Raw genomic sequence first — 24075 nt, 5'->3', positions numbered from 1 at the left:
CCGACAGTAATTGTCGGGTTTTGTTTTTCTGTACATCCATTTTTATCCCTTCGCAACACGGTCACTCATCACGGCAAAACCTAGCATCTCAATGTGACTTAGGTATAGAATCAGGCCCACTTATTTATTCCGATATTCACATATAACTGGTCACTATGAACAAAAGTTTGCTAACGAATGTCCTCGCTATCGCTTTGATGGCTGGAGGTCATCAATTACAAAACGACTACCTTTGGTATGCGGGGCTGTTTGCGTTCTCAGGCGCCATCACTAACTGGCTTGCCATCCACATGCTGTTTGAAAAAGTGCCTGGATTATACGGTTCTGGCGTGATCCCCGCGCGATTTGAAGAGTTTAAACTGGCTATCAAAAACTTGATGATGGAGCAGTTCTTTACCGAAGCGAACATCGATCGATTCTTGAACAAAGAAATGGCGGGCGGTGTAAACATCGATCTTCAACCTGTGATTGAGAAAGTGGATTTAAACCCAGCGTTTGACTCTTTGGTAGAAGTGATCGAAGGCTCTCAATTTGGCGGCATGCTAGCGATGTTTGGCGGCGCGGAGGCATTACAACCTATGCGGCAGCCTTTCGTCGAAAAGATGCAAGAATCCATTATTGAGTTGAGCAAGAGCGATAACATCAAAGAAGCACTGAAAGAGCAGTTCGAATCTCCTGCTATGATGGATGAGATAAAGCAGAACATTGAAGGCATCATTGATCAGCGCTTGAGCGAATTAACACCCGCACTGGTCAAAGAAATGGTGCAAAAAATGATTAAAGAACACCTTGGCTGGCTAGTCGTTTGGGGCGGTGTTTTTGGTGGTTTAATTGGCGTTATCAGCACCTTTATCGGGGCATAATCGCTCACCGATTTATTAAAAAGGAGCTTCGGCTCCTTTTTTTATCTTGAAAAAATAATACGCCAAGTCACGCTCAATAAGGAGGCTCAACACATGCCTCGCCTAACCAAGGAGCTCGGGATTAACACCAAATCCCGTTTTATGTTCTTCTATGACCACTTCACTACGAGTTTGAATCACGCCCGGAAGCGTGCCTAACTTGCTCGACATAAACTCCTGATACGCTTTCATGCTCTTAACACGAACTTTTATCATGGTATCGAAATCTCCAGAGAGCGAGTAGCACTCTTCAATTTCAGGCATCAATTCCACCGCTTTCGCAAACTTTTCAAAAATAGAAAAACTGGTTTGGTCTAAACGAATATGGATGAATACTTGCACATCCAGCCCCAACTTTTCCGCATTCAACTCCGCATGATAACCATTGATATACCCTTCTTTTTCTAGCCGCTTTACACGATCAGAACATGGAGAAGTCGTTAAGTTAATCAGCTTTGCTAGTTCTACAACTGGAATTCTGCCTCTCGAATGAAGCACTCTCAAAATATGTAAATCAATCCGGTCCAATTGATAACTCATTAACCCACTTCCTTGTAACCACTTAGAAAGCATCACATTAATCGTTGCTCAAACAATTGCAAACCATCAAATGTACAGCATGTGAAATTCAGCAGAGAATAACCAGAAAACAACGAAGGAGGGAAAGAGCTATGATTATTGCCGCTCACTTAGTAACCGTGATATGAAGAGAAAAAGCAACCTAGCGGCTCCCGTGGAGTCGCAAATTTGAAAGCGCATGACACGCCTGTATAGATATGTCGTTCGGGCAACGCCGCCCTATTTAGCCATTAATCATGGCTATCACTCAGAGTTAGAGTGCGGCCGATGTATGCCGTGTAGGATGTGGAACAACCTCTCCAATTGCACGATGATTACAACAACGGCAGTAGTATTGAGGCTCCATCTCGTAATAATGTTCACCTGATACAAATTTCGCCATCAGCTGTGTAAAACTCACCATTTTGCCTGTTAACGAGTCAACAGACTGAGGCTCGCAACGCTTCATAATCACTTTATGTTGCGTTGATTTTCTACAAGCTGCGCAATATATATCCGGCATTTCTCTTCTCCCTACTTTTTCGTCCTACTGACAATTGACATATTTTGTTCAAAATAATTCCACAATTAAAAAGCTCCTTTAATTTTTTGTGCCCTATCTTCAAAAAATTGAACGAAAGTATCAAAAAACTGAGACATTGGTCAGACCTCAACTTTTGTACCATCAATATGAGCAAACGTGCTTATGTGTGTAATAATACGACACATTACACATAAGCAATTGTTCGGGCTTATTATTTAGTAAGGCGCATGACAACTTTACAGCTGGCTAGATCAAGCTTTCGAGACGCCTTGTTATCTTGATTTACCCCGCAAACCAGTTGCTAGCAGCTATAGCCGTCTCATCAAGGAAGAAATGCATGACGATACAACCGATTCTCACTACCGAAAGACTCGTCCTCCGGCCATTCAATATCGATGACTGCCAACAAGTGGCTTTACTCGCTGGAGATAAGCGAATTGCTGACATGACAGCAAACATCCCTCATCCTTATGAGCGACCGATGGCGCAAGCATGGATAGATAGGCACGATCCGATGTATCAGCAGCATCAAGGCGTGGCGTACGCTATTACCTTGCGAAACACTGAGGAGTTACTTGGTGCGGTGAGCTTACCGCGTATAGAAGAGGGATATGTCGGATGATCATCCATGAAACTTCACAAAATCTGCCCAAGAACAACCCTTTCTTGCTAGGAACTGTATTGTTGTCGCTGTTCTATTTTTCCTACCTAGCAGACAAGATCGTCGAGTTTGGACTCGTAGCACTCACAATAATAGGATTGAAACTGCTCTCAACGTACTTCACGCGCCGCGCGTTCAATCCTAAAACGCTAGATATCGATGCAAGCACCAACACCTTGAAGTACCGCCAGGGCTCAACGGTTTACTTCCGTCTACCTCTTGATGACATTGTCAAAGTCCAAATACAGAAAGAGTTCTTCTCTAGCAAAAGCTTGATGCTCTACACAGTCAACGACGCTTACCAAGTGCCGAATTCAAACAATTTCGATTCTCTACAGTTAAAGGATTTAATGAAACAACTTGAAGAGAGAATTGATGATCAATCTCGCTAAAACGAAAAGAGAAGACATTCTAGAATGTTGCCAATTTGGTCTCTAAATAGAAAGACAAAAAAGCCAGCAATAACGCTGGCTTTTCTCTGTATTAGTCTTGTGCGACTTTCACGCGAATTTTGCTTTTTTCTACGTTCGTCAAATTCAGTGCTTCAAGAGCAGAAATGGCTTCTGCTTCGTCCGGCATGATGACAAAACCGAAGCCTTTCGACAAACCCGTGTCTTGATCAAGCACTAGCGAACACAGTTCTACTTTGCCGTACGCTGAGAATAATTTGCGGATATCTTGCTCGGTCATGTGACTAGCCAAGTTTCTTACTAAAAGTTTCATAATGAACCTAGTTGGTTTGATAACGGTTCGATTCTCTCAGTTTCTCTCTGGCAAACCAAGTGAATAATATGACGGCGTTGACTAGATCATTCTAAGTACATCTGTTTAAATGATTTTCCGTTCATTTTTCACCCATAGGAGAGTCGGCATGGAAACGAAACGTCTCAAACTCATCCCTGCTTGTTTAGAACGAGCCGAAGAGGCGCATCAAGCTGTCGTTCGCAGCCAAAAGACTCTCGAAGTCTATCTGCCGTGGGTGCCTCATGTGCTGACATTAGAAGCGATGATAGAAGGGACAGAGAAAGCCATCGCAAACTTTGAAAACTTCGAAGAAGAGCTGCGTTACTACATCATTGAAAAGGAAAGCGATCGCTTACTGGGTGCGGTCGGCTTGATGATTCGAGATCCCGACGTACCATCCTTCGAGATAGGTTATTGGTTAGATAATGCTGCCGTTGGCAATGGTTATGTTGCCGAGGCTGTGCTCGAAGTTGAGCGCTATGCGTTTGATGACTTGGGCGCCAAGAGAATCGCAATTCATGCTGATAGCACCAACCAAAAGAGCCGGGCTGTAGCCGAGCGCTGTGGTTATGAGTTCGAAGGAGAGCTCAGAAACGAACGTCTGACTACATCGGGAGAGCTGAGTAACACCGTTATTTACGCCAAAATTCGTCGCGACTAACACTCCAATCTAACCGAGCAATGCTAAGCTTTGATCTCAAGCTACCACCATTAACGTTAATTAAGTTTCAGATAAAACAAAGCCCGCTAAAATAGCGGGCTTTGTGTTCATATACGGGAAGTTACTAGTCTAGTTCAACCAGTTTTTTCTCGAACGACTGGTGTTGGTCTAACACGTCTTGCGCAGCACCACCCGTTGCTTTACTTACCACAATGATGGCAAGCGTAGAGAAGATGATGCCCGGTACGATTTCGTACACATCAAACCAACCGCCTGTTAGCTGCTTCCAAACTACGATAGTGATACCACCAACAAGAATACCTGCTAACGCGCCATTACGGTTCATACCGCTCCAGTAAAGGCTAAGTACAACCGCAGGACCAAATGCCGCACCAAAACCAGCCCAAGCGTAAGATACAAGACCAAGTACTGAGCTATCAGGCGTCATCGCTAGGAATAGCGCAACAAGCGAAATAACGATAACACCGATACGACCAATCATTACGATTTCTTCAGAAGACGCTTCTGGCTTGAATACTTGCTTGTAGAAATCTTCTGCAAGCGCTGAAGATGAAACAAGGAGCTGTGAGTCAGCGGTACTCATTACCGCCGCTAGGATTGCTGCTAACAACATACCCGCAACGACAGGGTGGAATACTGCGTTAACCAATAGCATGAAGATCTTCTCGCCGTCTTCTAGTTGAGTACCCGGATGACCCGTAACCCAAACCAGACCAACAAGACCAACAAGCATTGCACCAACCATAGATAGTGCCGTCCAAATCACTGCGATACGACGTGCAGTTGTTAGATCTTTGTTTGAACGAGACGCTTTAAAACGCGCTAGGATGTGTGGCTGACCAAAGTAACCAAGGCCCCACGCCGCTAGAGAGATAATGGCAATCGCAGACAATGGTTCGCCTTTCGCGTCATTCCATAGCGTTGCAAGTTCTGGGTTGATGTCATGTAGATCAGAACTTAGCTGACCTAAACCACCGTCCATTACCGCTATAGGAACAATCATTAGCGCAGCCGCCATTAGCAGACCTTGCACTAAGTCAGTCCAAGATACCGCTAGGAAACCACCGAATAGTGTGTAAGAAACGACACACACCGTACCGATGATAACAGCGTAGGTGTAATCTAGACCGAATACCGTCTCAAACAGTTTGCCCCCTGCGACCAAACCTGAGCTGGTGTAGAAAAGGAAAAATAGAAGAATGAAAAACGCAGAGATTGTCTGAATCAGTTTCGACTTATCGTTGAAGCGACGTGACAGGAACTCTGGCAACGTTAGCGCGTCAGTTTGGATACTGTAGGTACGGAGGCGTTTTGCACTGATGAGCCAGTTTGCCCATGTACCAAGAAGTAGACCGCCGGCTAACCAGAAGGCCTCGATACCCGCAGCGTACGCATAGCCAGGCAAGCCTAGCAGCAACCAACCACTCATGTCTGAAGCACCTGCAGATAATGCAGCAGGCCACGGACCTAGGCTACGGCCACCTAGGAAGTAGTCAGATGAATTGGAAGTCCTCTTATACGCGTAAACGCCAATAGCAACCATAATCAGTAAATACGCCACAAAAGTGGACGTGATAGCAAAGCTATTTTCTATCATTAGATAGTCCTCGTTATAATTATTTCCTTCCTTGCCTGCCCTGATATTTTACCGTCTCAGCAATACATCAGAGTATAAAAAACCAATCTGGACCGGCTCTCAGTCCAGTTACTCCAGATTGGCATTACAAGTCAGGTTAGTGAGTTTCGTTCCCCAACTCGAGTAGAGTTGCGTTACCACCCACCGCGGTAATATTTATCGTTCGAGTGCGCTCAGTAATGAAGCGCAACGAGAGATGAGGATCATGAGCCAATTTCGGTGACTCTAAATCCGTTTCAGAAACTAAGCCGACGATTGCACCGTCACGCTTAGCTAGTTGAAGATTGAGCGCATGCTCAACCTGTGAACGCCCAACATAACCCACACTACGTACATCGCTCTCAAGCAACGGGGCAGACGCATCGTACGCAACAACCTGGACTAAGTTAGATGGGAAGTTTGCCAACGCTACAGCTTGCTTAACCAATTGGTTTAGCTCTGCATTGTCACTGCAAACGACCACACTGTTGCCTGCAATTAAGGCACAGGTGATCATCGCAAAAGCACTGTATAACGCATTATCAGCAGGCTCGATGTTGTTTTCACAAATCACCAAAGCCACACCGCGTCCTGCGGCATACAGTTCGTTAGTTTCCCCTGTAGGGCCAACTAACTGGTGAGTTTCTGCAAGAAGAGCTGATGCTTGTTGCAAGTGGTAAGAAACCACTTTGGCAACGGTAGACTGCTGCCCTTCTAGTGCAGATTTAAATGCCAGAACATGCTCGCATTTGTAATCAAAGTCAGTCAGATTCCACTGCTCCCACGCAGAGAATGCATCTTTAAAATAGGTGATCTGATGAACCATAATGCGACTCCTTATGCGTTTTCTGCTTGAGCAAGAAGATGTTGAGTAAAGCGGAATAGGTAGTGTGGACCACCAGCTTTCGGGCCAGTACCCGACAAGCCTTGACCACCAAACGGCTGTACACCAACCACAGCGCCAACTTGGTCTCGGTTGATGTAGCAGTTACCTACTCGTGCATGTTTCTCAATCCAACGGTACGTGGTTTCGTTACGGCTATGGATACCCATCGTCAAGCCAAAACCCGTTCTGTTGATCTGCGCAACCACGTTCGGTAATTCAGACGCTTTAAAGCGAACAATGTGCAAGATTGGACCAAATTGTTCTTCTTTCAGCACATCGATGCCCGAGATTTCAAACGCACTTGGTGAGACAAAGTCACCATGCTGGCACGATTCATCCAGCTGTAGCTGAGCGACTTTAGTCTGTGTTTTGCTCATTTGCTCAAGGTGAGCAAGGAGTTTTTGTTTTGCATTGCTGTCGATAACCGGACCAACATCCGTTTTGTGTAGGTAAGGTAAACCAACATACAGCTCATTCATCGCACCTTGAATCAGGTTGATCATACGGTCTGCTACATCTTCTTGTACAAATAGAACACGAAGGGCAGAACAACGCTGACCAGCAGATGCAAACGCCGAACGAATCACATCACGCACCACCTGCTCTGGCAATGCAGTACTGTCCACGATCATTGCGTTTTGACCACCTGTTTCCGCAATAAACGGAACCGGTTTCGCGCTGCGCTCCGCAAGCGTGACGTTAATGCGTTGCGCCGTTGCCGTTGAACCAGTGAATGCCACACCAGCAATAGCATCATGAGAAGTCAGTGCATGACCAATCTCAGCTCCGCGACCAGTAAGTAACTGAATCACACCTGCAGGGAAACCAGCATCCAGCATTAGTTCAATAGCGCGAGCGGCAATTAAGCTTGTTTGCTCAGCAGGTTTTGCAACCACTGTGTTACCCGCAATCAGTGCTGCCGTCACCTGACCAAGGAAGATAGCCAACGGGAAGTTCCAAGGGCTGATACACACAAACACACCAAGACCTTCACGGCTAGAAATGCGTTTCACACCATCAAAGCCTTCTAGCTCAAATGGCTGTAGGTTTTGCGCTTGTTTCGCGTAATAACGACAGAAATCCACTGCTTCACGAACTTCATCAATACTATCGTGAATCGTCTTGCCCGCTTCTTTGTGACAAATCGCCACCAGCTCAGCCAGATTTTCTTCCATTAAGTCAGCAAGCTTTTCTAAACAAGCCGCTTTTTGCTCAACAGGAACACCTTTCCAATCAGAGAAAGCAGTTTGCGCCGCATCAATTGCAGCGGAAACATGATCAAGTGTTGCAAATGCCACTTTGCCGACTTCAATTCGGCGATCGTACGGTGCGGTGATGATCTCAGCCGCATTTTCCTTGATCATGCTTTCGGCAAAACGCTCACCATTGATCATCGGGCCTGCAACCCACTGATTGTCCATGAAGCTTTCTACCTGCGCTTCAAATGGCTTCGCCTCACTGTCGATATCAATGTTGACGCCATATGAGTTCTTACGCTCAGGGAAAATATCGGCAGGCAATGGAATTTTGTCGTTGTGTAGCGTGTCAAAACCCGTCAACACATCCACAGGGTGGTGGGTCAACTCATAAATCGGACAACGCGCATCAACTAGACGGTGTACAAACGAGCTGTTCGCACCATTTTCAAGCAGACGACGAACCAAGTACGGAAGAAGATCAGCATGGCTACCGACAGGAGCATAAATACGTACTGGCTGACCGTACATTTTCATAACATGGTTATACAGTGAATCACCCATACCATGTAGGCGCTGGAACTCGTATTCTTTGTGCTCCGCCATGACAGCAATTGCCGTAACTGTGTGAGCATTGTGGCTTGCAAATTGTGGGTAGATATTACCGCGAACACCTTCGCTAAGTAGGAAACGAGCACAAGCTAGGTATGCAACGTCCGTCGCTTCTTTGCGAGTGTATACTGGGTAATTTGCATAACCCGCTTGTTGAGACCACTTGATTTCGCTGTCCCAGTACGCGCCTTTAACCAAACGCAGAGGAATAACGTCACCTTGCTCTTTTGCGAGTGCATTTAGCCACACCAAGACTGGTAGCGCACGTTTTGAGTAGGCTTGAATAACCAAACCAAACTTGCCCCAACCTTTCACAAGATCGCTACGGTACACTTTCTCAAATAGCTTCAGAGAGAGCTCAAGGCGATCCGCCTCTTCTGCATCGATTGTGATTGCAACGTCGACTTCAATAGCACGTTTTAGTAGTTGCATTAGTGAGTCATACAACTCTGTCATTACACGTTCTTCATTTGCGACTTCGTAGCGCGGGTGTAATGCAGAAAGCTTGATGGAAATCGAAGGCGCAGGGCTGGTGTCATTGCCGTAAGTTTCTCGACCTACCGCTTCGATCGCCATTAGGTAATCTTTGAAGTACTTGTTCGCGTCCGCTGTAGTTAACGCCGCCTCACCTAACATATCAAATGAGTAGGTGAAACCTTTGTCGCGCATTGGACGACCGTTCTTCTGCGCTTCTTCGATCGTACGACCACGAACAAACTGGTGACCCATGATCTTCATTGCCTGATACATGGCTTTACGAATCACAGGCTCAGAGAATTTATTTACCAGACGGTTTACAGCCTGACCTGGGCTCTGGGTGCCTTGCTCACCAAGACCAACCACTTTACCTGTTAGCATGAGGCCCCATGTTGATGCGTTAACAAACACAGAGTCAGAGTTCTTCAGGTGAGATTTCCAGTCTGCGACACTCAACTTATCTTTAATCAAAGAATCTGCTGTCGCGGCATCTGGGATGCGCATTAATGCTTCTGCAAGACACATCAGCAAGATACCTTCTTGAGTATCTAAGCTGTATTCCAGCAATAAAGCATCAATCATCTGGATTGACTTCTTATCGGCACGAATGGCTTCGATAAGGTGGGTCGTTTGGGTAGTGATCGCCGATTTTTCATCCTCTGTCGGCGTCGCTAGTGGCAATAGTTGCTCTAGCCATTGAGACTCGTCCACCATATATAATGGCGAGATCAGTGACCACAACTTATCAAGCGGCTGCCCGATAAATTCCGGTGTCAACACGTTCGTAGCTGTAAACATGTGTGTTCCTCAATCTCACTCCTCGAAAACCGCTTCGAGGATTATCAATGGCTGGCAGTGTATTTTGAGGCCGATAAGAATACTTGTCAAAAACTACGACATTTTTGCCAAAAACTCGCTTTTATAACAAAACATCCACATAGTCACATTCAAATAGGTAATATTTTGTGTTGTAAATTTTAATTTTTTCATTGCATTCACAACAAAATATCAAGAATATCAATAAGATTTTTGTGAAGAGCTCGTTCTAAGAGAAAATGTAGGATCAAGTGGCATATCAGCTACTGTAAAGAACAGAGAATTTAAAAAAACGAGAGATAGATCACGTGAATAAAACATAAAAAACCATGCATAGTGCATGGCTTTATTCTAATTTGATGATTATTTGACCTAAAAAACGCGTTGTTATCCAACTTGTTTTTTATAACGGGAAGGTGATATTCCCTGTAAGCGAGTAAAAGTATGAGTAAAAGTACTCTGGCTTGAGAAGCCAGTAAACTCGGCAATTTGCCCTAAAGAAAGGTGACCTTGCTCGATTAATTCACGAGCCATGTCGATTCGCTTTCCGAGAACATATTGATGAGGTGTAATCCCCATCTGCTCTTTAAACAAGCAATGGAACTGACTTTCCCCAAGAAACACTCGCCCGGCCAATTGAGCCACACTAATCTTATGATTCAGGTGCTGCTCAATGTAACGATCAATCGCCTCCAAATCAAAGCGCGACTCTTTTCGACTGGTCTCAAATGCCGAGATATGGCGCTGCATTAACGCAATCACAGTGTCGTTACACGCACGACTTAACAGCAGGTCATCCGGATGGTTTCGCATTTCCTGAACCAACATCTGTATCAGCTTCTGAATTTGACTATCTAACTGGAAGTAGACATGGTCTCTCTCCAGGTTATTGATTTTTTGAAGCATTTCAGGATCATCATTTGTCGGTTTGGGCATATTCAGCACCAAAATATCCGATTGATTGATGACGCCACCGAAAGCATGATCAGAGCATGCGGTGACCACACAACCTTGACCAGGGCCGACAAGATTACCTCGCCCGCGCACTTCAAATTCGGCTTGCCCTTTTAAACCAATCACGATCTGCGTATAAGAATGATCGTGGCAATCCATATAAGACGGAAGTGTGATCAGCTCCGCCGGCTTTGGTAGCATAATCTCTTGATATGAAAGGATTTTTTGGTTATCGGAGTCACTCATTTTAAACAGTCGTCTTTACACCGTCAGCTTACGTCTTCGCATCATATACCTTCTTTGTTGGGTTGCAACTTTTACCCAACTCAATCGACAAGATCAAATCAGCATGATCAAGTTCATTTACATGATCATAGTTCCGGAACGATGATCATGCGAGGTTAATTTACGGTCAGTGAGCAACCAATTTTATTAACAAAAACGGATAGATAGGCAACACCTTACGTATGCATAATCAATCAATGTAAAGATCCTTATTACCGAACAATCCGTTATTTTGTAAAACATCGTGCTCCATATTAGATAGGTCGTCCCTGAAACGGATCGAAACCCACGCTTAAACTCAACATAGAGGGATTTCCCCCCTTACTAATATGCTTCTGATTCAATACATTAGTTATCGAGCTTTAAGATGCATACGATCTAAAGCTCTCGGTATCTCATTGATACCTCTAACTTACTTAGCAGACCCTCGCTAGGTAATTTAGAACCTCTTCTACACGTCGACAAGATTATATCTTGTGTTGCCAGCCCGTCTTCAGGCTGGCTTTTTTTTCGCTTCTCAACAATGAAAACAATGGCATAAGCTGATATCATAGCTTTTGTCTCACTGTCCCTCTCATATGCTTAGGTGCTGCTCTTTCACTCACAAGTGATATGAACGTCAACCACATTACAACTGAGTTGTAGGAAGCATGATCAAGGACGATACGAGTTGTAAGCCGAACATTAGGCGGACATCCGTGAGCGCACATATCTGTAATGAAACAGACCATTTTCCCAATTAAACTCTTCGTTCCATTCCGTCGTTGTCTATGACTACCTGACGAAAACATCGAACACCATGAATTTAATTGGATTGAGCGCCAATCAACGAACGTGTTCTAGCAACGTAACTGCCTACTTGGCAACATCAATACGAGCCATATAACACGGACGTCTCTGTATTGGTATAAGCAGTATGTAGTGAGTCCTTTTGTGAATATTTCAGTCGATACCATAGAACAATCCCTCCTTAAACAGCTACCAGGTTGTTGGGGATGCAAAGATAAAGATTCGGTATTCCTATACGTAAACCAGGAATACGCAGAACTGTTAGGGCACACATCGCCCGAGGAGTGCTTGGGTAAAACTGATTTTGATATGGCCAGCCCAACCACTGAATGCGCGCAAGAATTTCAACGCCAAGATAAACACGTTCTCGAAACTGGCGAGTCACTCAAAATTCTGGATATCCACCCTTATCCAGATGGCCGCTGGCGAGCACATATATTTACTAAAACACCGTGGCGAGATGACAAAGGCGACATCGTAGGCACCATTTTCTACGGAAGGGAACTCACCGACACCGCCGTGATTGAAGTCGGGTATTGGGTTTGTCGTGCAATCAGTACCAACCCAAATCAACAATCCATCTTTCGTTTTTCTGACTTACAACCAAAACCAGAGAAGCTCACATGCCGCGAGCAAGAAACGCTTTTCCTCTTGCTCTATGGCAAAAAGCCTCAATTTATCTCTCAGGTCATGGGCATATCAACAAAAACCGTTGAAGGTCACGTCGCACGCTTACGTAATAAGTTTGCAGCGAACAGCAAGAACGAGCTAATAGATAAAGCAATGGAAGCAGGCTACGGCTCTGTTGTACCCAAAACGCTGCTTAAGCATCAATTATCGGTTGTGTTGAATGGAGAGCGATAATTCGCATCGCTTCTACCTACAAAAACACCGCCCCAATTCGGCGGTGTTTGTTTATTCATGAGGGACCATAAGCCTATGGCGCTAGACGATCAATGTCCCAACTTCCATCATGCTGGGAGAAAAGAAAACGATCGTGAAGGCGATGTTCGCCACCTTGCCAAAATTCGATGCTCTTTGGTTTTACGCGAAAGCCACCCCAAAAGGTTGGTACTGGTATTTCACCCTTAGCAAACTTCTGTTTTAGCTCTAAAAACTTACCTTCCAACACACCTCTGGCAGAAATACGGCTACTTTGTTTGCTCGCGATTGCGGCCAACTGGCTCTCTTTAGGACGAGAAGTAAAGTATTTCATATTCTCTACGGCGGTAAGCTTTTCAGCCACACCAGTAATATGAACTTGGCGCTCTAACGGATGCCAAGGGAAGTGCAAACTAATATTGCTGTTATGCTCTAGCTGCTGGGCCTTGCGACTGCCTAGGTTGGTGTAAAACACAAAACCACCTTTGTCGACGTTTTTCAATAGAACAATGCGTTGAAACGGCATGCCATTTTCATCAACCGTTGCAACTGTCATCGCAGTCGGGTCCGTTAAACCCGCTTCAACTGCTTGCTCTAGCCACAGATTAAATTGATCAATAGGATCAGCTTTCAAATCTTTACGACGCAGCCCACCTTTGGTGTACTCACGACGAATATCAGCAAGTTCCATCTTTACTCCTTCACTCGTTTTTGCCGATTGTGCTCCCGATACTGAGGAAATACAAGGACATCATTGTGCTTGTTATCGTTGCCGCTCACAGCATCACAGTGCGTCATTTGATACCATGACACAAAAAACCAGTGAGCCGATCGTGAACTTACTCAACCCCAAAGCCCTACGTCATTTTTTACTGCTACTGTGTGCCGTTGGCATTTCAGGGCTTGCGCTTACTCATCATTACGCAACTCAATACCAACATGATCAATGGCAACAAAAGCTAGAGAGACAAGCCGCGCAAGTATCACAAGAAGTGGACTACGAACTGGCAAAGTTTGAACAGATACCAAACCTATTAAGTCACGACCCAAGACTACTCAAAGCAGTCGAGCGCGGAACGCCCTCTCAAGAGCTCAACCTACTGTTATCAGATTGGTTGAAGCAAAGTTTGGCCGATACGATTTACGTTCATGACCGTACCGGGTTAGTCATAGCCTCAAGTAACTTTCAGCAAGAAGATACGTTTGTTGGCTCTAGCTTTAGCTATCGCCCCTATTTTAAAAATGCGCGACGCGGTGAGCCCGCTCAATATGTTGGATTAGGCGTGCGCTCGAATAAACGTGGGTACTTCTTCTCATCTCCGCTGTGGGTAAATGAGGAAGTCGTTGGCGTGATAACAGTAAAAGTGAATTTGGAGCAATTAGAACAGCGCCTTTCGCAAACCACGACTGACGTACTCATTACAGATAAACACAATGTCGTGTTTATGAGCAATTTACCAGACTGGCGCTATCGTGCACTTTTCCCACTGTCATCGAGCGCAATAAATGAACTTACTGAAACGCGTCAATATGGCGATACCTTACCCGAATATTTTGGTGAGTTAACGGCACACAGTGGTGTCACGGAGTTTGATGACAATCAATTGCTTCTATCACCGAATTACCTCGCATACGCAACACATTTATTGGATAAAGGGTTTCGCGTCGTTGCCTTAATTAACCACAACAGCGTTCTTGCCGCCGTTTTACAGGCCGATATCGTCTTCCTGATCTTATATGCGCTCATTGCTCTAATTGCGTTAGCGTGGTTCCAAACCCTAGTTAACAAAGCACGCCTTGCCCATCTCAATGTGAGCCTAGAAGAAAAAGTAGTGCAACGGACACTAGTTCTGAGTGAAGCCAACCAAAAACTACAACAGACCATCCGCCAATATGAGCAAAGCCAACAAGAGCTTAAACAAACACAACAAGAACTGACGCAAGCCGCGAAATTGGCACTGTTGGGCGAGCTATCAGCCAGTATTAATCATGAGATAAATCAGCCACTCTCCGCACTAAGAACCTATACCGAAAACTCGCAGCGTTTGTTGGCAATGGAAAAATACCCAATGGTCGCTGACAATTTGGGCAAAATGCTGACACTCAATGACACCATTTCGGAAGTCATTGCCCGCTTAAAAGTCTTTACTCGGAAAGCCACGCACGATTCACACAATGAAATCTCAGTACTGCACGACGCGGTACATACTGCCACCAGCATTTTGAGCAACAAGCTTATTAAGCAAGGAGTAACACTAAAAGTTCCGGCCATCGACTATGATGTGAAGCTGGCCATTCACAGCGTTGAATTAGAACAAGTGCTGATCAATCTCTTCCACAACGCGGCACAAGCGATGGAAAACCACTGTATCGATCCGCAAATATCCATTGCTGTTCAGTGTCATGATGACAGTTGCGACATTCTTGTTTCCGATAACGGGCCAGGGATGTCAGACGAAGCCCTAGCAAAAGTGTTCGACCCATTTTTTACGACTAAGCCGGAGGGTCTTGGATTAGGTTTAACAATCTCCAAGCGGATTATAGAGAGCTATCACGGCTCCCTCTGTGCCTATAAACATCAGAACACAGAACAACAAGCAGGAGGGATGACCTTTATCGTGACGCTACCAATAGTCAATCAGAATAAACGTACCCCAGAAGTGGAAAACGACCATGAATAACCCAGTTTTCTTTGTTGATGACGAACCACACATTCGTGATGCCGTGTCTCAAGCCCTGCTGATTGAAGGGATAGACGTCACCTGCTTACCAAACGCAGTAGAAGCCTTACGCGTAATCGACTCAAATACACCTGCGATTATCATTACCGATATCCATATGCCCGTGATGGATGGCTTGGAGTTTATGCGAACTTTGCGAAGCAAAAACGATCACTTTCAATTCATCGTACTTACTGGACATGGAGATGTGAAAACCGCGGTAGATGCGATGAAAAGCGGCGCGTACGACTTTCTAGAAAAACCGTTTTCAACGGAACAGCTCATGAAATCGCTCAACAATGCCAGCGATAAACTGAACTTGTTGCAAGAAAACATCTGGCTTAAGAAAGAGCTCGACATGCAAACTCATGTTGGTCCGAAAATGATTGGTCACAGTAAGGCCATGGTGAGCATTCGTCGCGCCTTGATCAGTGCGCCTACAAGCCAGCCGCTCATTTTTGTAGGTCAAGATGGTACGGGTCGGCGACTCGCTGCACAATTTGCCCACGACATACATGCAACACCAGATAGTGAGCTAATCGCCGCTTCTGGTGAAGACCTCTATGAGCTTTCATTAGAAGCGCTCGACAAAGCCATACACCGCTTAAGTGAAGGAAAACGCCACTGCAGTTTGTACTTACATAGCGCAGAGCATGTATCATTTGAGCAATGGGAATACTTGTTCAAGCACCCAAAACTTGAACGTGTTTTTGGCGCGACCACCCAAGCCGAGCCACCTCTAAAATCCCTGGCGACTCTAATTCACTTACCGACGCTCGATGAAAGAAAGGAAGATATAGGGCCTTTATACAAGCATTTTGTGCGCCACACAGCGAGTCGATATCAGTTACAGCCGCCACATATCAGCCTAGAAGAGGTCAAACACCTCACCAGTCTCGAATGGCCAGAAAACGTTAAGCAGCTACGCCAATTTGCTGAACTTCGTGCCCTCAAGCCAGATACTTTTAGAATGGAAGATTGGAACAGTGAGAAAAGTCTTGAAATTCAGAGTATGACTCAGCGCACAGAATACTTTGAATATTGCTTGTTATTCGATGCATTGCAAAGACATCGCGGCAGACTCAAAGAGGTTCAACTAGAATTACAGGTATCACGCAAAACCTTGTACGACAAACTAAAAAAACATCAGTTGGATAAAGCCAAGTTCAAGGCGTAATAGCTATACTCCGGCGCTAATTATGCTTTTGTTTGATTTAGAAAGTGTAAGAAAGCTCATTTGAAGAGAGAATAACCCTCTTCTCATATTTTATTAGCCGAGCATGCTGACATGATCGGTTAATAATAATAAGATCAAAAAGATAATCCGTAATTATATAAGCAGGGACTGTGATGAGCCGAGATAACTACAACAAACTCAACGATGAAGAGTTGGATTTTGTTGATGACAAAACTGCAGCATTGCTCCTCAATACCCCCAACAGCGCGCGTTTTATGCTCTGGGTTATGGTGCTATTTTTCATTGCAGCAATAGGTTGGGCATCTTGGGCTGAAATCGACAAAGTCACGGTTGGTCAAGGCAAAGTGATTCCCTCCTCACAGATACAAGTAGTCCAAAACTTAGAAGGTGGCTTAGTCAAAGAAATCTTGGTCAAAGAAGGTCAGTTGGTTGAAAAAGGTCAACAGTTACTGCTTATTGATGACACCCGCTTTCGCTCAGATTTTCGTGAACGTGAGCAACAAGTTGCCAACCTTACCGCATCTGTGCTGCAACTATCCGCTTCTATTAACAGTGTTGCCGTTAATCGTGATTTTGAAACGGAAAACTGGCGTCAAAGTGTACTACTTGATTACGGTAAACTGACCTTCCCACCAACCTTGGAAGAGACTCGACCTCAACTCACACAGCGTCAAAAAGCAGAATATCGCGAAGATCTAGATAATTTGCGCAACCAACTTTCTGTTATTGACCAACAAGTGCAGCAAAAGCAGCAGGACTTGGTAGAGATCCAAGCGCGAGTAAGGAACTTGCGTCAAAGCTACCAATACGCGAAAAAAGAACTCGATATCACCAAACCTTTGGCAGACGAGGGCGTTGTTCCTCGTATTGAACTGCTCAAATTACAGCGCCAAGTCAACGATACCCGTCGTGAAATGACGTCCAGTGAGCTCAAGATTCCCGTATTGCAATCAGCGATTCGAGAATCCATGCTCAACCGTATTGATGTTGCACTCAAATTCCGCTCTGAACAGCAAGAGAAACTCAACAGCGCCCAAGACCAGTTATCTGCTTTGGTTGAATCAGCGGTGGGCTTGGAAGATAGAGTAAACCGAACGGTTGTGAATTCGCCAGTAACAGGCAAAATCAAAACACTGAACATCAATACTGTCGGTGGTGTTATCCAACCTGGTATGGATATCGTCGAGATCGTACCAACAGAAGACACACTATTGGTAGAGGCGAAAATTGCGCCAAAAGACATCGCATTTTTACGCCCAGATCTTCATGCTATCGTGAAATTTACAGCTTACGACTTCACAAAGTACGGCGGTTTAGAGGGTGAGTTGGAACATATCAGCGCGGATACCACTCAAGATGAAGAAGGCAACAGCTTCTACATTGTTCGTGTACGCACCGAAAAAACAAACTTTGGTCAAGATGCAGATTTACCAATCATTCCAGGAATGACAGCATCGGTCGATATCATCACAGGGAAGCGAACCGTTTTGGAGTATCTACTTAAGCCTATCTTAAGTGCCAAAACTAACGCCTTGAAGGAGTAAACCACATTAAGACACTCGCGATAGGGAGTATTGAGCGATAAGTGATTAAATAAAAAGCACTTATTTCTCACTGACGAACTCTCTAGAAGAGTATACTTGTGATATGAGTCGAATATGCGAGCCAATTTGCAGCGTAAAGTTACATTATTAATCAGCTTAAGTTGTTTGTCGTTCCAACTTGGTGCGCTGAACAGCAAAGAACAACGATGGGTCAATACGGTCACAGCGGTGTACGGCGAACGTGCGGGATTGCGCGTAAATACATGGCGAAAGAACCTCGACTTATTTAAACAATTAGAGACTCATGAACAGCTCGCTGGCGTTAACGACTTTTTTAATCAGCTGTATTTCGTTGACGACATAAAACTGTGGGGAAAGACAGATTATTGGGCTACGCCACTCGAATTTTTAGGGAGTAACGCAGGAGACTGTGAAGATTTCACTATTGCTAAGTACTTCTCTTTACTCGAGCTAGGAATACCAGATTCAAAGATGCGGCTAATATACGTAAAAGCCATCGAACTGAATCAGTTTCACATGGTATTAGCTTACTACCCTACCCCAAGTTCTGAGCCGCTCATTCTCGATAATATCAATCCTGACATTGTCCGAGCCTCTAAGCGTAGCGACTTGCTACCGATATACAGTTTTAATGGTACAAACCTGTGGTTGATGAAGTCATCTGCTAGCACTGGAGAGCTGGCAGGGAAAGCATCACGGTTGAGCCTTTGGAATGACTTACGCTCGCGCGAACGTAAGTTGCAGTTAAATAAACCTAAAATTAACTATGACGAGTGAGAAACATGACCCTATATAAGAAGCTTGTGGTGGGGATGGTTACGGTCTTTATACTCTTGTTGGCATCAGTATTCGTAATCCAATTCAACACGACTCGAGACAGCTTGGAGCAACAGCAACGTTCAGAGGTCAACAACACTATTAACACCGTAGGTTTGGCATTGGCTCCTTACCTAAAGGACAAAGATAAAGTCGCGGTTGAGTCCGTGATTAATGCTCTATTTGACGGCAGCACCTACTCAGTTGTTCGTCTTACAGCATTAGATTCTGACTACCAGATCGTGCGTACTTACCCAGTTAAACCAAGTACGGTGCCACAATGGTTTATCGACATGAATCTATTTAAAGCGATTCACGATAAGCGTGTTGTGACCAGTGGTTGGATGCAGCTCGCCGAAGTAGAAATCATTAGCCACCCAGGCGCAGCTTACGAGCAGCTCTGGCAAGGTTTTATTGGCTTGCTGTCTGTATTCAGTGTCATTTTTCTAGCTGGTTTAGTGGCAATTTCATACATCCTACGTCGCTCGCTAAAACCATTAACGGCCATCGTAAATAAAATGCATGAAATCGCGAATAACCAATTTGGTGAACCGCTTGCTCGTCCAAGAACCAAAGATCTTATCGCGGTGGTAGATGGCATTAACATGATGTCTGCTCAAATCGAGCTATCATTCAAAGAGCAAGCCAAAGAGGCGCAACGTCTGCGTGCTCAGGCTTACCTCGATCCTATATCTAAATTGGGTAACCGCTCATTCTACATCAACCAAATCGACCAATGGCTTGCAGAGCAAACGCAAGGGGGTATCGCGCTACTCCATGCTGAATACATTGGGGACATTTACGAGACCAAAGATTACCAACGCGCAGATGCCCACGTTAAAGAACTGTCTCAACGTTTGAAAAACACCATTGATGTACCGGGTGCCACTATTGCTCGCTTGTCTAGTGATGAGTTCGGCTTGCTTTTCCCTCATATGGATGAGAGCGAGTTACGCATTTTATCGGACAGCATCGTCAATTGTGTGAACGGCCTAAATACTGACCCAACAGGCTTAGCAAAACCTAAAGCGTCACTAGGGGTTGCACACAGCAAAGATCAGAAAACGCGTTCTGAAATCCTCTCGATGGTGGACAACGCACTATCGAAAGCCAAAGCGCAACCAGACAAGCCATACGGCTTCATTGGCAGTGATACACCTTCTAGTTTGATGGGTAAACAGCAATGGAAAGCGTTGGTTGAAGAAGCCATTCATAGTGATTGGGTTAAATTCCGTTTCCAAGCTGCGAAAAACACATGGGGTAAAGTATTCCACAACGAAGTATTTTCAAGCATCGAAAAAGATGGTGAAACGTATCGTGCGAATCAATACCTATTCGCACTAGAACAGTTAGACGCCACCAACATCTTTGACCAGTATGTCATTGAATCAATGATTAAGATGCTAGAAAGTGGTGAACTTAATGACCCAGTCGCGATTAACATCGCGCAAAGCAGCTTGTCTCAACCATCGTTTATTCGCTGGACAACTAGCATGCTGGAAAAACATGCCAAAGTGGCCTCTAAGCTACACTTTGAAATTCCAGAGGAATGCTTTATCGATCAGCCTCACCACACAGCACTGTTATGTAATGCCATTCGCCAATCAGGTGCTGAGTTCGGCGTAGATAACTACGGACGTAACTTCCAATCTTTGGAATACATCCAAGAGTTCCGTCCGAACTATGTGAAGCTCGATTACCTATTCACACACAACTTGCACGACGAAAAACAGAAATTCACGCTAACGTCGATCTCTCGTACTGCCCACAACCTTGGTATTACGACTATCGCATCGCGTATCGAAACTCAAATCCAGTTGGATTTCCTCACTGAACATTTTGTTGAGGTATTCCAAGGATTCATCGTCGACAAGGAATAAAAAGGTTTATCAACGATGAAAGACCCTTTACTGAATTCGCTCATCTACGTTAGCCGTTACTATGGGTTAGCTAACTCGCCAGAAGCGCTAGTCAACGGACTACCGCTATCTGACGGTAAACTGACCCCATTTTTGCTACCAAGAGCAGCGGAAAGGGCCGGATTGGTTGCCAAGGAAAACCGCGCAGAGCTGGAGAGCATCTCCAGCCTAATTCTGCCGGCAATCTTAGTTCTTAAAGGCGGTGACTCTTGCGTTCTCAACAGCATCAATATGGAGAAACGCGAGGCCGAAGTCACCACCCTAGAAAGTGGAATGGTGCCGATCTCTATTCCATTAGAAGACCTACTTGAGCAATACACTGGTCGGTACTTTTTAGTTAAAAAGCAATTCCGTTTCGATGAGCGCTCTCCCGAAGTGCTCAAAACCAACGAAGGCCACTGGTTCTGGTCAACCTTGTGGCAGTCAAAACGCATCTACCGCGATGTTTTAATCGCATCACTTCTCATCAACCTCTTTGCGGTTGCCGCTCCGCTATTCACTCGCTTGGTGTACGACAAAGTGGTTCCGAATCTTGCGTTTGAAACCCTATGGGTACTAGCAAGTGGCATCTTTGTCGTGTTCCTGTTCGACTTCATTCTCAAGTCACTGAGAAATTACTTCATTGATGTGGCGGGCAAGAAGTCTGACATTCTGATTTCATCCAAACTGTTCAGCAAAGTGATGGGGATTAGAATGGAATCGAAGCCGCCTTCGGTCGGTGCCTTCGCTCGCCATTTACAAGAATTCGAATCTATTCGAGAGTTTTTTACTTCAGCGACCGTCAGTGCTCTCATTGATTTGCCTTTTGCCATTTTATTCTTAGTGATTATATGGCTAATGGCTGGCGATCTTGTGTATGTACCGATGGTGGGCGTGGTCATTTTGATTATTCATTCGCTACTGATACAAGGACCGCTGCGTCGCTCCATAGAGGAGGGTTCACGCCTAGCATCGCAAAAATATGCCAATTTGATAGAGAGCTTGGCTGGGTTAGAAACCGTAAAAATGCTCAGTGCGCAAAGCCAGTTCCAATACCGCTGGGAAGAGGCAGTTGCGCACATGGCGAACTGGAATATAAAAAGCCGCCGAATTACGGATAGCATTCAAAACGCGGCAGGTTTTGTCCAGCAAAGTAGTAACGTAGGGATGATCATCCTAGGCGTTTACTTAATTGCAGAAGGCGACTTAACCATGGGTGGTTTGATTGCCGCAACCATGCTTAGCGGCCGCGCGATTGGTCCTTTGGTTCAGTTATCCTTACTCTCTACGCGCTACAACCAAGCGAAGTCTTCTATGACAATTATCAATCAAGTCATGGAAATGCCGGATGAACAAGAAGAAGGTAAACGTTACATTCACCGCCCAATAGTACAAGGCAAAATTGAACTTGAACGCGTGACCTTCCATTACCCAGATTCACCGGTGGCGTCGATTCGAGATTTGAGCTTGACCATTAACCCAGGCGAAAAAGTAGCGATCATAGGCCGTATCGGTTCGGGTAAAACCACGTTAGAGCGTCTCATCATGGGCTTGTATCAGCCGACAGAAGGTCATGTTCGCATTGATGATACCGACATCGCACAGCTGCATCATGTCGACATTCGCCGTAATATTGGTTGTGTGCCGCAAGATTCGAATCTGTTCTTTGGTTCTATCCGCGACAACATTACGCTAGGTCGCCCATTAACCGATGACCGTGACGTACTAGACGCAGCGAATCGTGCCGGTGTTACTGCGTTTACGCAATCTGACCCAGCGGGCTTAGAACGCCAAGTTGGTGAAGGTGGTGCAATGCTTTCGGGGGGTCAACGTCAAGCAGTCACGATCGCTCGTGCATTTTTGGGTCGTCCTCCTGTTCTACTCATGGATGAACCAACCAGTGCGATGGATAATCGCTCAGAGATGCACATTAAACATCAATTAGCACAGTTGAAACCTAGTGAAACGCTGATTCTGATTACGCATAAAACGTCTATGCTCGACATCGTTGATCGCGTAATTGTGATGGAGAAAGGCAGCATCATCGCAGATGGCCCTAAAGCGCAAGTGCTGAACGATTTGAAACAAGGCAAAGTGCGTGCGGTTAGCTAGCCTGAATTCACATTGATAAAAGACAAGGGCCCCGTTTAACTTGTGTTTAACGGGGCTTATTTTATTGTGAGCCCGAGATAATTAAGTTCTTCAAGCGCGACCCAAACGAGTACAAGGCCAACAATCACGAATAAAATCATAATCGCCTTTTCATCTTCTTCCATTTTTCAACGCCCTAAAAGCTATTTCAATTAATACACCTTAGGTTATCAGGACAAAAGTCATATTCAGCTCGTTTATAAGGAACTAGCGTCATAGAATGTCGGATATGGGATACAGCTCAAAGATTGCTCTTTTCAAAATCACGTCAGCTTTGGTTGAATATAAGTAATAAAGCCAAAGAGTTCGTAATACTCACTAAGTCTTTGATTAACTTATATAGCACTCTGTGGAACCTCAACACAGAGACAAATGGTGTAAAGAAAAATTGTGATTACTTACAGCAAAAAATCAGCTATAAAAGCCGCTTTCTAGATATCGTCGAGATGAAGAAATGAATGATTGGATCCAATTAGAGCAAGTGAGCCAGTATTTCACTACGGGCTCCCTCGGTTACAAACTATTGATGGGCATTTTTGTCCTGATCGCGTATCGCATCCTGAAGAGGATTGTAAATAGAGCCATCCTAAATTTGGCAACAACGAAAGGTGTAAAAAAGGCTCGTTTGAGTTTTATTCAGCGCTGTTTCAATGTCGCGCTGCTATTTTTGACCGCCTCTATTTTTGCCATTATCACAGGTATTGGCTATGGTGATGTGTCTTTGTTCCTATCGTCCATTTTTGCCGTATTAGGTGTGGCGTTTATTGCGCAGTGGTCAATTCTGAGCAACATCACTGCCAGCTTTTTGATCTTTTTTGTCTTCCCATACCGAGTGGGTGACCGAATTAAAGTCGTAGACAAAGATGAAGACATCTGCGGTGAGATTCAAGAAATCAGCATGTTTCACGTGTTAATTAAGCACGACAACGGTAACTTAATCACTTACCCAAACAACCAGATTTTGCAAAAAGCAGTGCTAAAGCTGGCGAAAAACAAGCCAGAGCCAAGTAAAGCAAAATCTCGGATTTATACTCGCAGAAAGAAATAATGACCCGTCCTGATATGGGTTGACACTTTTTAACTAAAACGCTCGATGTACTTCATCGGGCGTTTTGTATTTTAAA

At 44.9% G+C, this 24075-nt stretch carries 19 protein-coding genes and 1 pseudogene; 12 read left to right on the top strand and 8 right to left on the bottom strand.

All coding sequences use genetic code 11. The features are described 5' to 3' along the window. Positions 1 to 155 precede the first annotated feature (155 nt). Positions 156 to 863, top strand: a complete 708-nt coding sequence (locus R8N47_RS06525; protein ID WP_005392172.1) for a DUF445 domain-containing protein — start codon at positions 156 to 158, stop codon at positions 861 to 863. A gap of 102 nt (positions 864 to 965) precedes the next feature. Here the strand turns inward: R8N47_RS06525 and R8N47_RS06520 are convergent, their stop codons facing one another. Both R8N47_RS06520 and R8N47_RS06515 read right to left on the bottom strand, forming a co-directional pair. After that, positions 966 to 1442, bottom strand: a complete 477-nt coding sequence (locus R8N47_RS06520) for an Lrp/AsnC family transcriptional regulator (RefSeq protein ID WP_005374595.1) — start codon at positions 1440 to 1442, stop codon at positions 966 to 968. Between the two features lie 292 nt (positions 1443 to 1734). Then, positions 1735 to 1983: a hypothetical protein gene (locus R8N47_RS06515; protein WP_005374593.1), complete on the bottom strand. Its 249-nt coding sequence runs from the start codon at positions 1981 to 1983 to the stop codon at positions 1735 to 1737. Positions 1984 to 2341: 358 nt separating this feature from the next. On the opposite strand from R8N47_RS06515, the pseudogene R8N47_RS06510 reads away from it, so the two are divergent. Both R8N47_RS06510 and R8N47_RS06505 read left to right on the top strand, forming a co-directional pair. Then, positions 2342 to 2617: pseudogene (locus tag R8N47_RS06510) on the top strand (GNAT family N-acetyltransferase); the annotation flags it as partial. Between the two features lie 5 nt (positions 2618 to 2622). Further along, entirely contained in the window at positions 2623 to 3057 is a 435-nt protein-coding gene (locus R8N47_RS06505; protein WP_064355019.1) for a hypothetical protein, read from the top strand. A gap of 91 nt (positions 3058 to 3148) precedes the next feature. On the opposite strand, the gene R8N47_RS06500 is transcribed toward R8N47_RS06505, so the two are convergent. Beyond that, positions 3149 to 3388 carry an RNA recognition motif domain-containing protein gene (locus R8N47_RS06500; protein ID WP_064355020.1) on the bottom strand — a complete coding sequence of 80 codons (240 nt, stop codon included), beginning with the start codon at positions 3386 to 3388 and terminating at the stop codon, positions 3149 to 3151. Positions 3389 to 3536: 148 nt separating this feature from the next. On the opposite strand from R8N47_RS06500, the gene R8N47_RS06495 reads away from it, so the two are divergent. Next, positions 3537 to 4070 (top strand): GNAT family N-acetyltransferase, encoded by a 534-nt coding sequence (locus tag R8N47_RS06495; RefSeq protein WP_017820066.1) that lies wholly within the window; start codon positions 3537 to 3539, stop codon positions 4068 to 4070. Positions 4071 to 4194: 124 nt separating this feature from the next. Here R8N47_RS06495 and putP read toward each other — a convergent pair whose 3' ends face one another. The 4 genes from putP to R8N47_RS06475 all read right to left on the bottom strand — a co-directional run bounded on the left by putP (position 4195) and on the right by R8N47_RS06475 (position 10893). Then, positions 4195 to 5688 carry a sodium/proline symporter PutP gene (gene putP, locus R8N47_RS06490; RefSeq protein ID WP_005374582.1) on the bottom strand — a complete coding sequence of 498 codons (1494 nt, stop codon included), beginning with the start codon at positions 5686 to 5688 and terminating at the stop codon, positions 4195 to 4197. A gap of 136 nt (positions 5689 to 5824) precedes the next feature. After that, positions 5825 to 6532: a 1-pyrroline-5-carboxylate dehydrogenase gene (locus R8N47_RS06485; RefSeq protein WP_005383557.1), complete on the bottom strand. Its 708-nt coding sequence runs from the start codon at positions 6530 to 6532 to the stop codon at positions 5825 to 5827. A gap of 11 nt (positions 6533 to 6543) precedes the next feature. Further along, positions 6544 to 9675, bottom strand: a complete 3132-nt coding sequence (putA, locus tag R8N47_RS06480) for a bifunctional proline dehydrogenase/L-glutamate gamma-semialdehyde dehydrogenase PutA (RefSeq protein ID WP_064355021.1) — start codon at positions 9673 to 9675, stop codon at positions 6544 to 6546. A 405-nt stretch (positions 9676 to 10080) separates the two neighbouring features. Then, positions 10081 to 10893: an AraC family transcriptional regulator gene (locus R8N47_RS06475; protein WP_046875650.1), complete on the bottom strand. Its 813-nt coding sequence runs from the start codon at positions 10891 to 10893 to the stop codon at positions 10081 to 10083. Positions 10894 to 11865: 972 nt separating this feature from the next. Here R8N47_RS06475 and R8N47_RS06470 point away from each other — a divergent pair. Then, entirely contained in the window at positions 11866 to 12585 is a 720-nt protein-coding gene (locus R8N47_RS06470) for a PAS domain-containing protein (RefSeq protein WP_017820063.1), read from the top strand. 73 nt (positions 12586 to 12658) lie between these two features. On the opposite strand, the gene pdxH is transcribed toward R8N47_RS06470, so the two are convergent. After that, on the bottom strand, positions 12659 to 13294 hold the full coding sequence (gene pdxH / locus R8N47_RS06465; RefSeq protein ID WP_064355022.1) for a pyridoxamine 5'-phosphate oxidase: 636 nt from the start codon (positions 13292 to 13294) through the stop codon (positions 12659 to 12661). 115 nt (positions 13295 to 13409) lie between these two features. On the opposite strand from pdxH, the gene R8N47_RS06460 reads away from it, so the two are divergent. The 7 genes from R8N47_RS06460 to R8N47_RS06430 all read left to right on the top strand — a co-directional run bounded on the left by R8N47_RS06460 (position 13410) and on the right by R8N47_RS06430 (position 23999). Continuing rightward, complete coding sequence (locus R8N47_RS06460; protein WP_017634535.1) at positions 13410 to 15284, top strand: sensor histidine kinase; 1875 nt, start codon at positions 13410 to 13412, stop codon at positions 15282 to 15284. Then, on the top strand, positions 15277 to 16500 hold the full coding sequence (locus tag R8N47_RS06455; protein ID WP_005383565.1) for a sigma-54-dependent transcriptional regulator: 1224 nt from the start codon (positions 15277 to 15279) through the stop codon (positions 16498 to 16500). Before R8N47_RS06460 ends, R8N47_RS06455 begins: the two co-directional genes overlap by 8 nt. 173 nt (positions 16501 to 16673) lie before the next feature. Next, positions 16674 to 18065, top strand: a complete 1392-nt coding sequence (locus tag R8N47_RS06450; RefSeq protein ID WP_005374562.1) for an HlyD family type I secretion periplasmic adaptor subunit — start codon at positions 16674 to 16676, stop codon at positions 18063 to 18065. Between the two features lie 114 nt (positions 18066 to 18179). After that, a complete protein-coding gene (locus R8N47_RS06445) occupies positions 18180 to 18863 on the top strand; it encodes a transglutaminase-like cysteine peptidase (RefSeq protein ID WP_053303958.1) in 684 nt (227 codons plus the stop codon). Positions 18864 to 18868: 5 nt separating this feature from the next. Continuing rightward, positions 18869 to 20782, top strand: a complete 1914-nt coding sequence (locus tag R8N47_RS06440) for an EAL domain-containing protein (protein ID WP_005383568.1) — start codon at positions 18869 to 18871, stop codon at positions 20780 to 20782. Positions 20783 to 20797: 15 nt separating this feature from the next. Beyond that, positions 20798 to 22912, top strand: coding sequence for a type I secretion system permease/ATPase (locus tag R8N47_RS06435; RefSeq protein ID WP_005374556.1), 2115 nt, complete (start codon positions 20798 to 20800; stop codon positions 22910 to 22912). Positions 22913 to 23405: 493 nt separating this feature from the next. Further along, positions 23406 to 23999, top strand: coding sequence for a mechanosensitive ion channel family protein (locus R8N47_RS06430; RefSeq protein WP_017820061.1), 594 nt, complete (start codon positions 23406 to 23408; stop codon positions 23997 to 23999). Positions 24000 to 24075 lie beyond the last annotated feature (76 nt).

This window comes from Vibrio sp. 2132-1 (assembly GCF_033344315.1).
The sequence above is the reverse complement of the archived record's forward strand: the minus strand, read 5'-3'. Positions and strand labels throughout refer to the sequence as shown.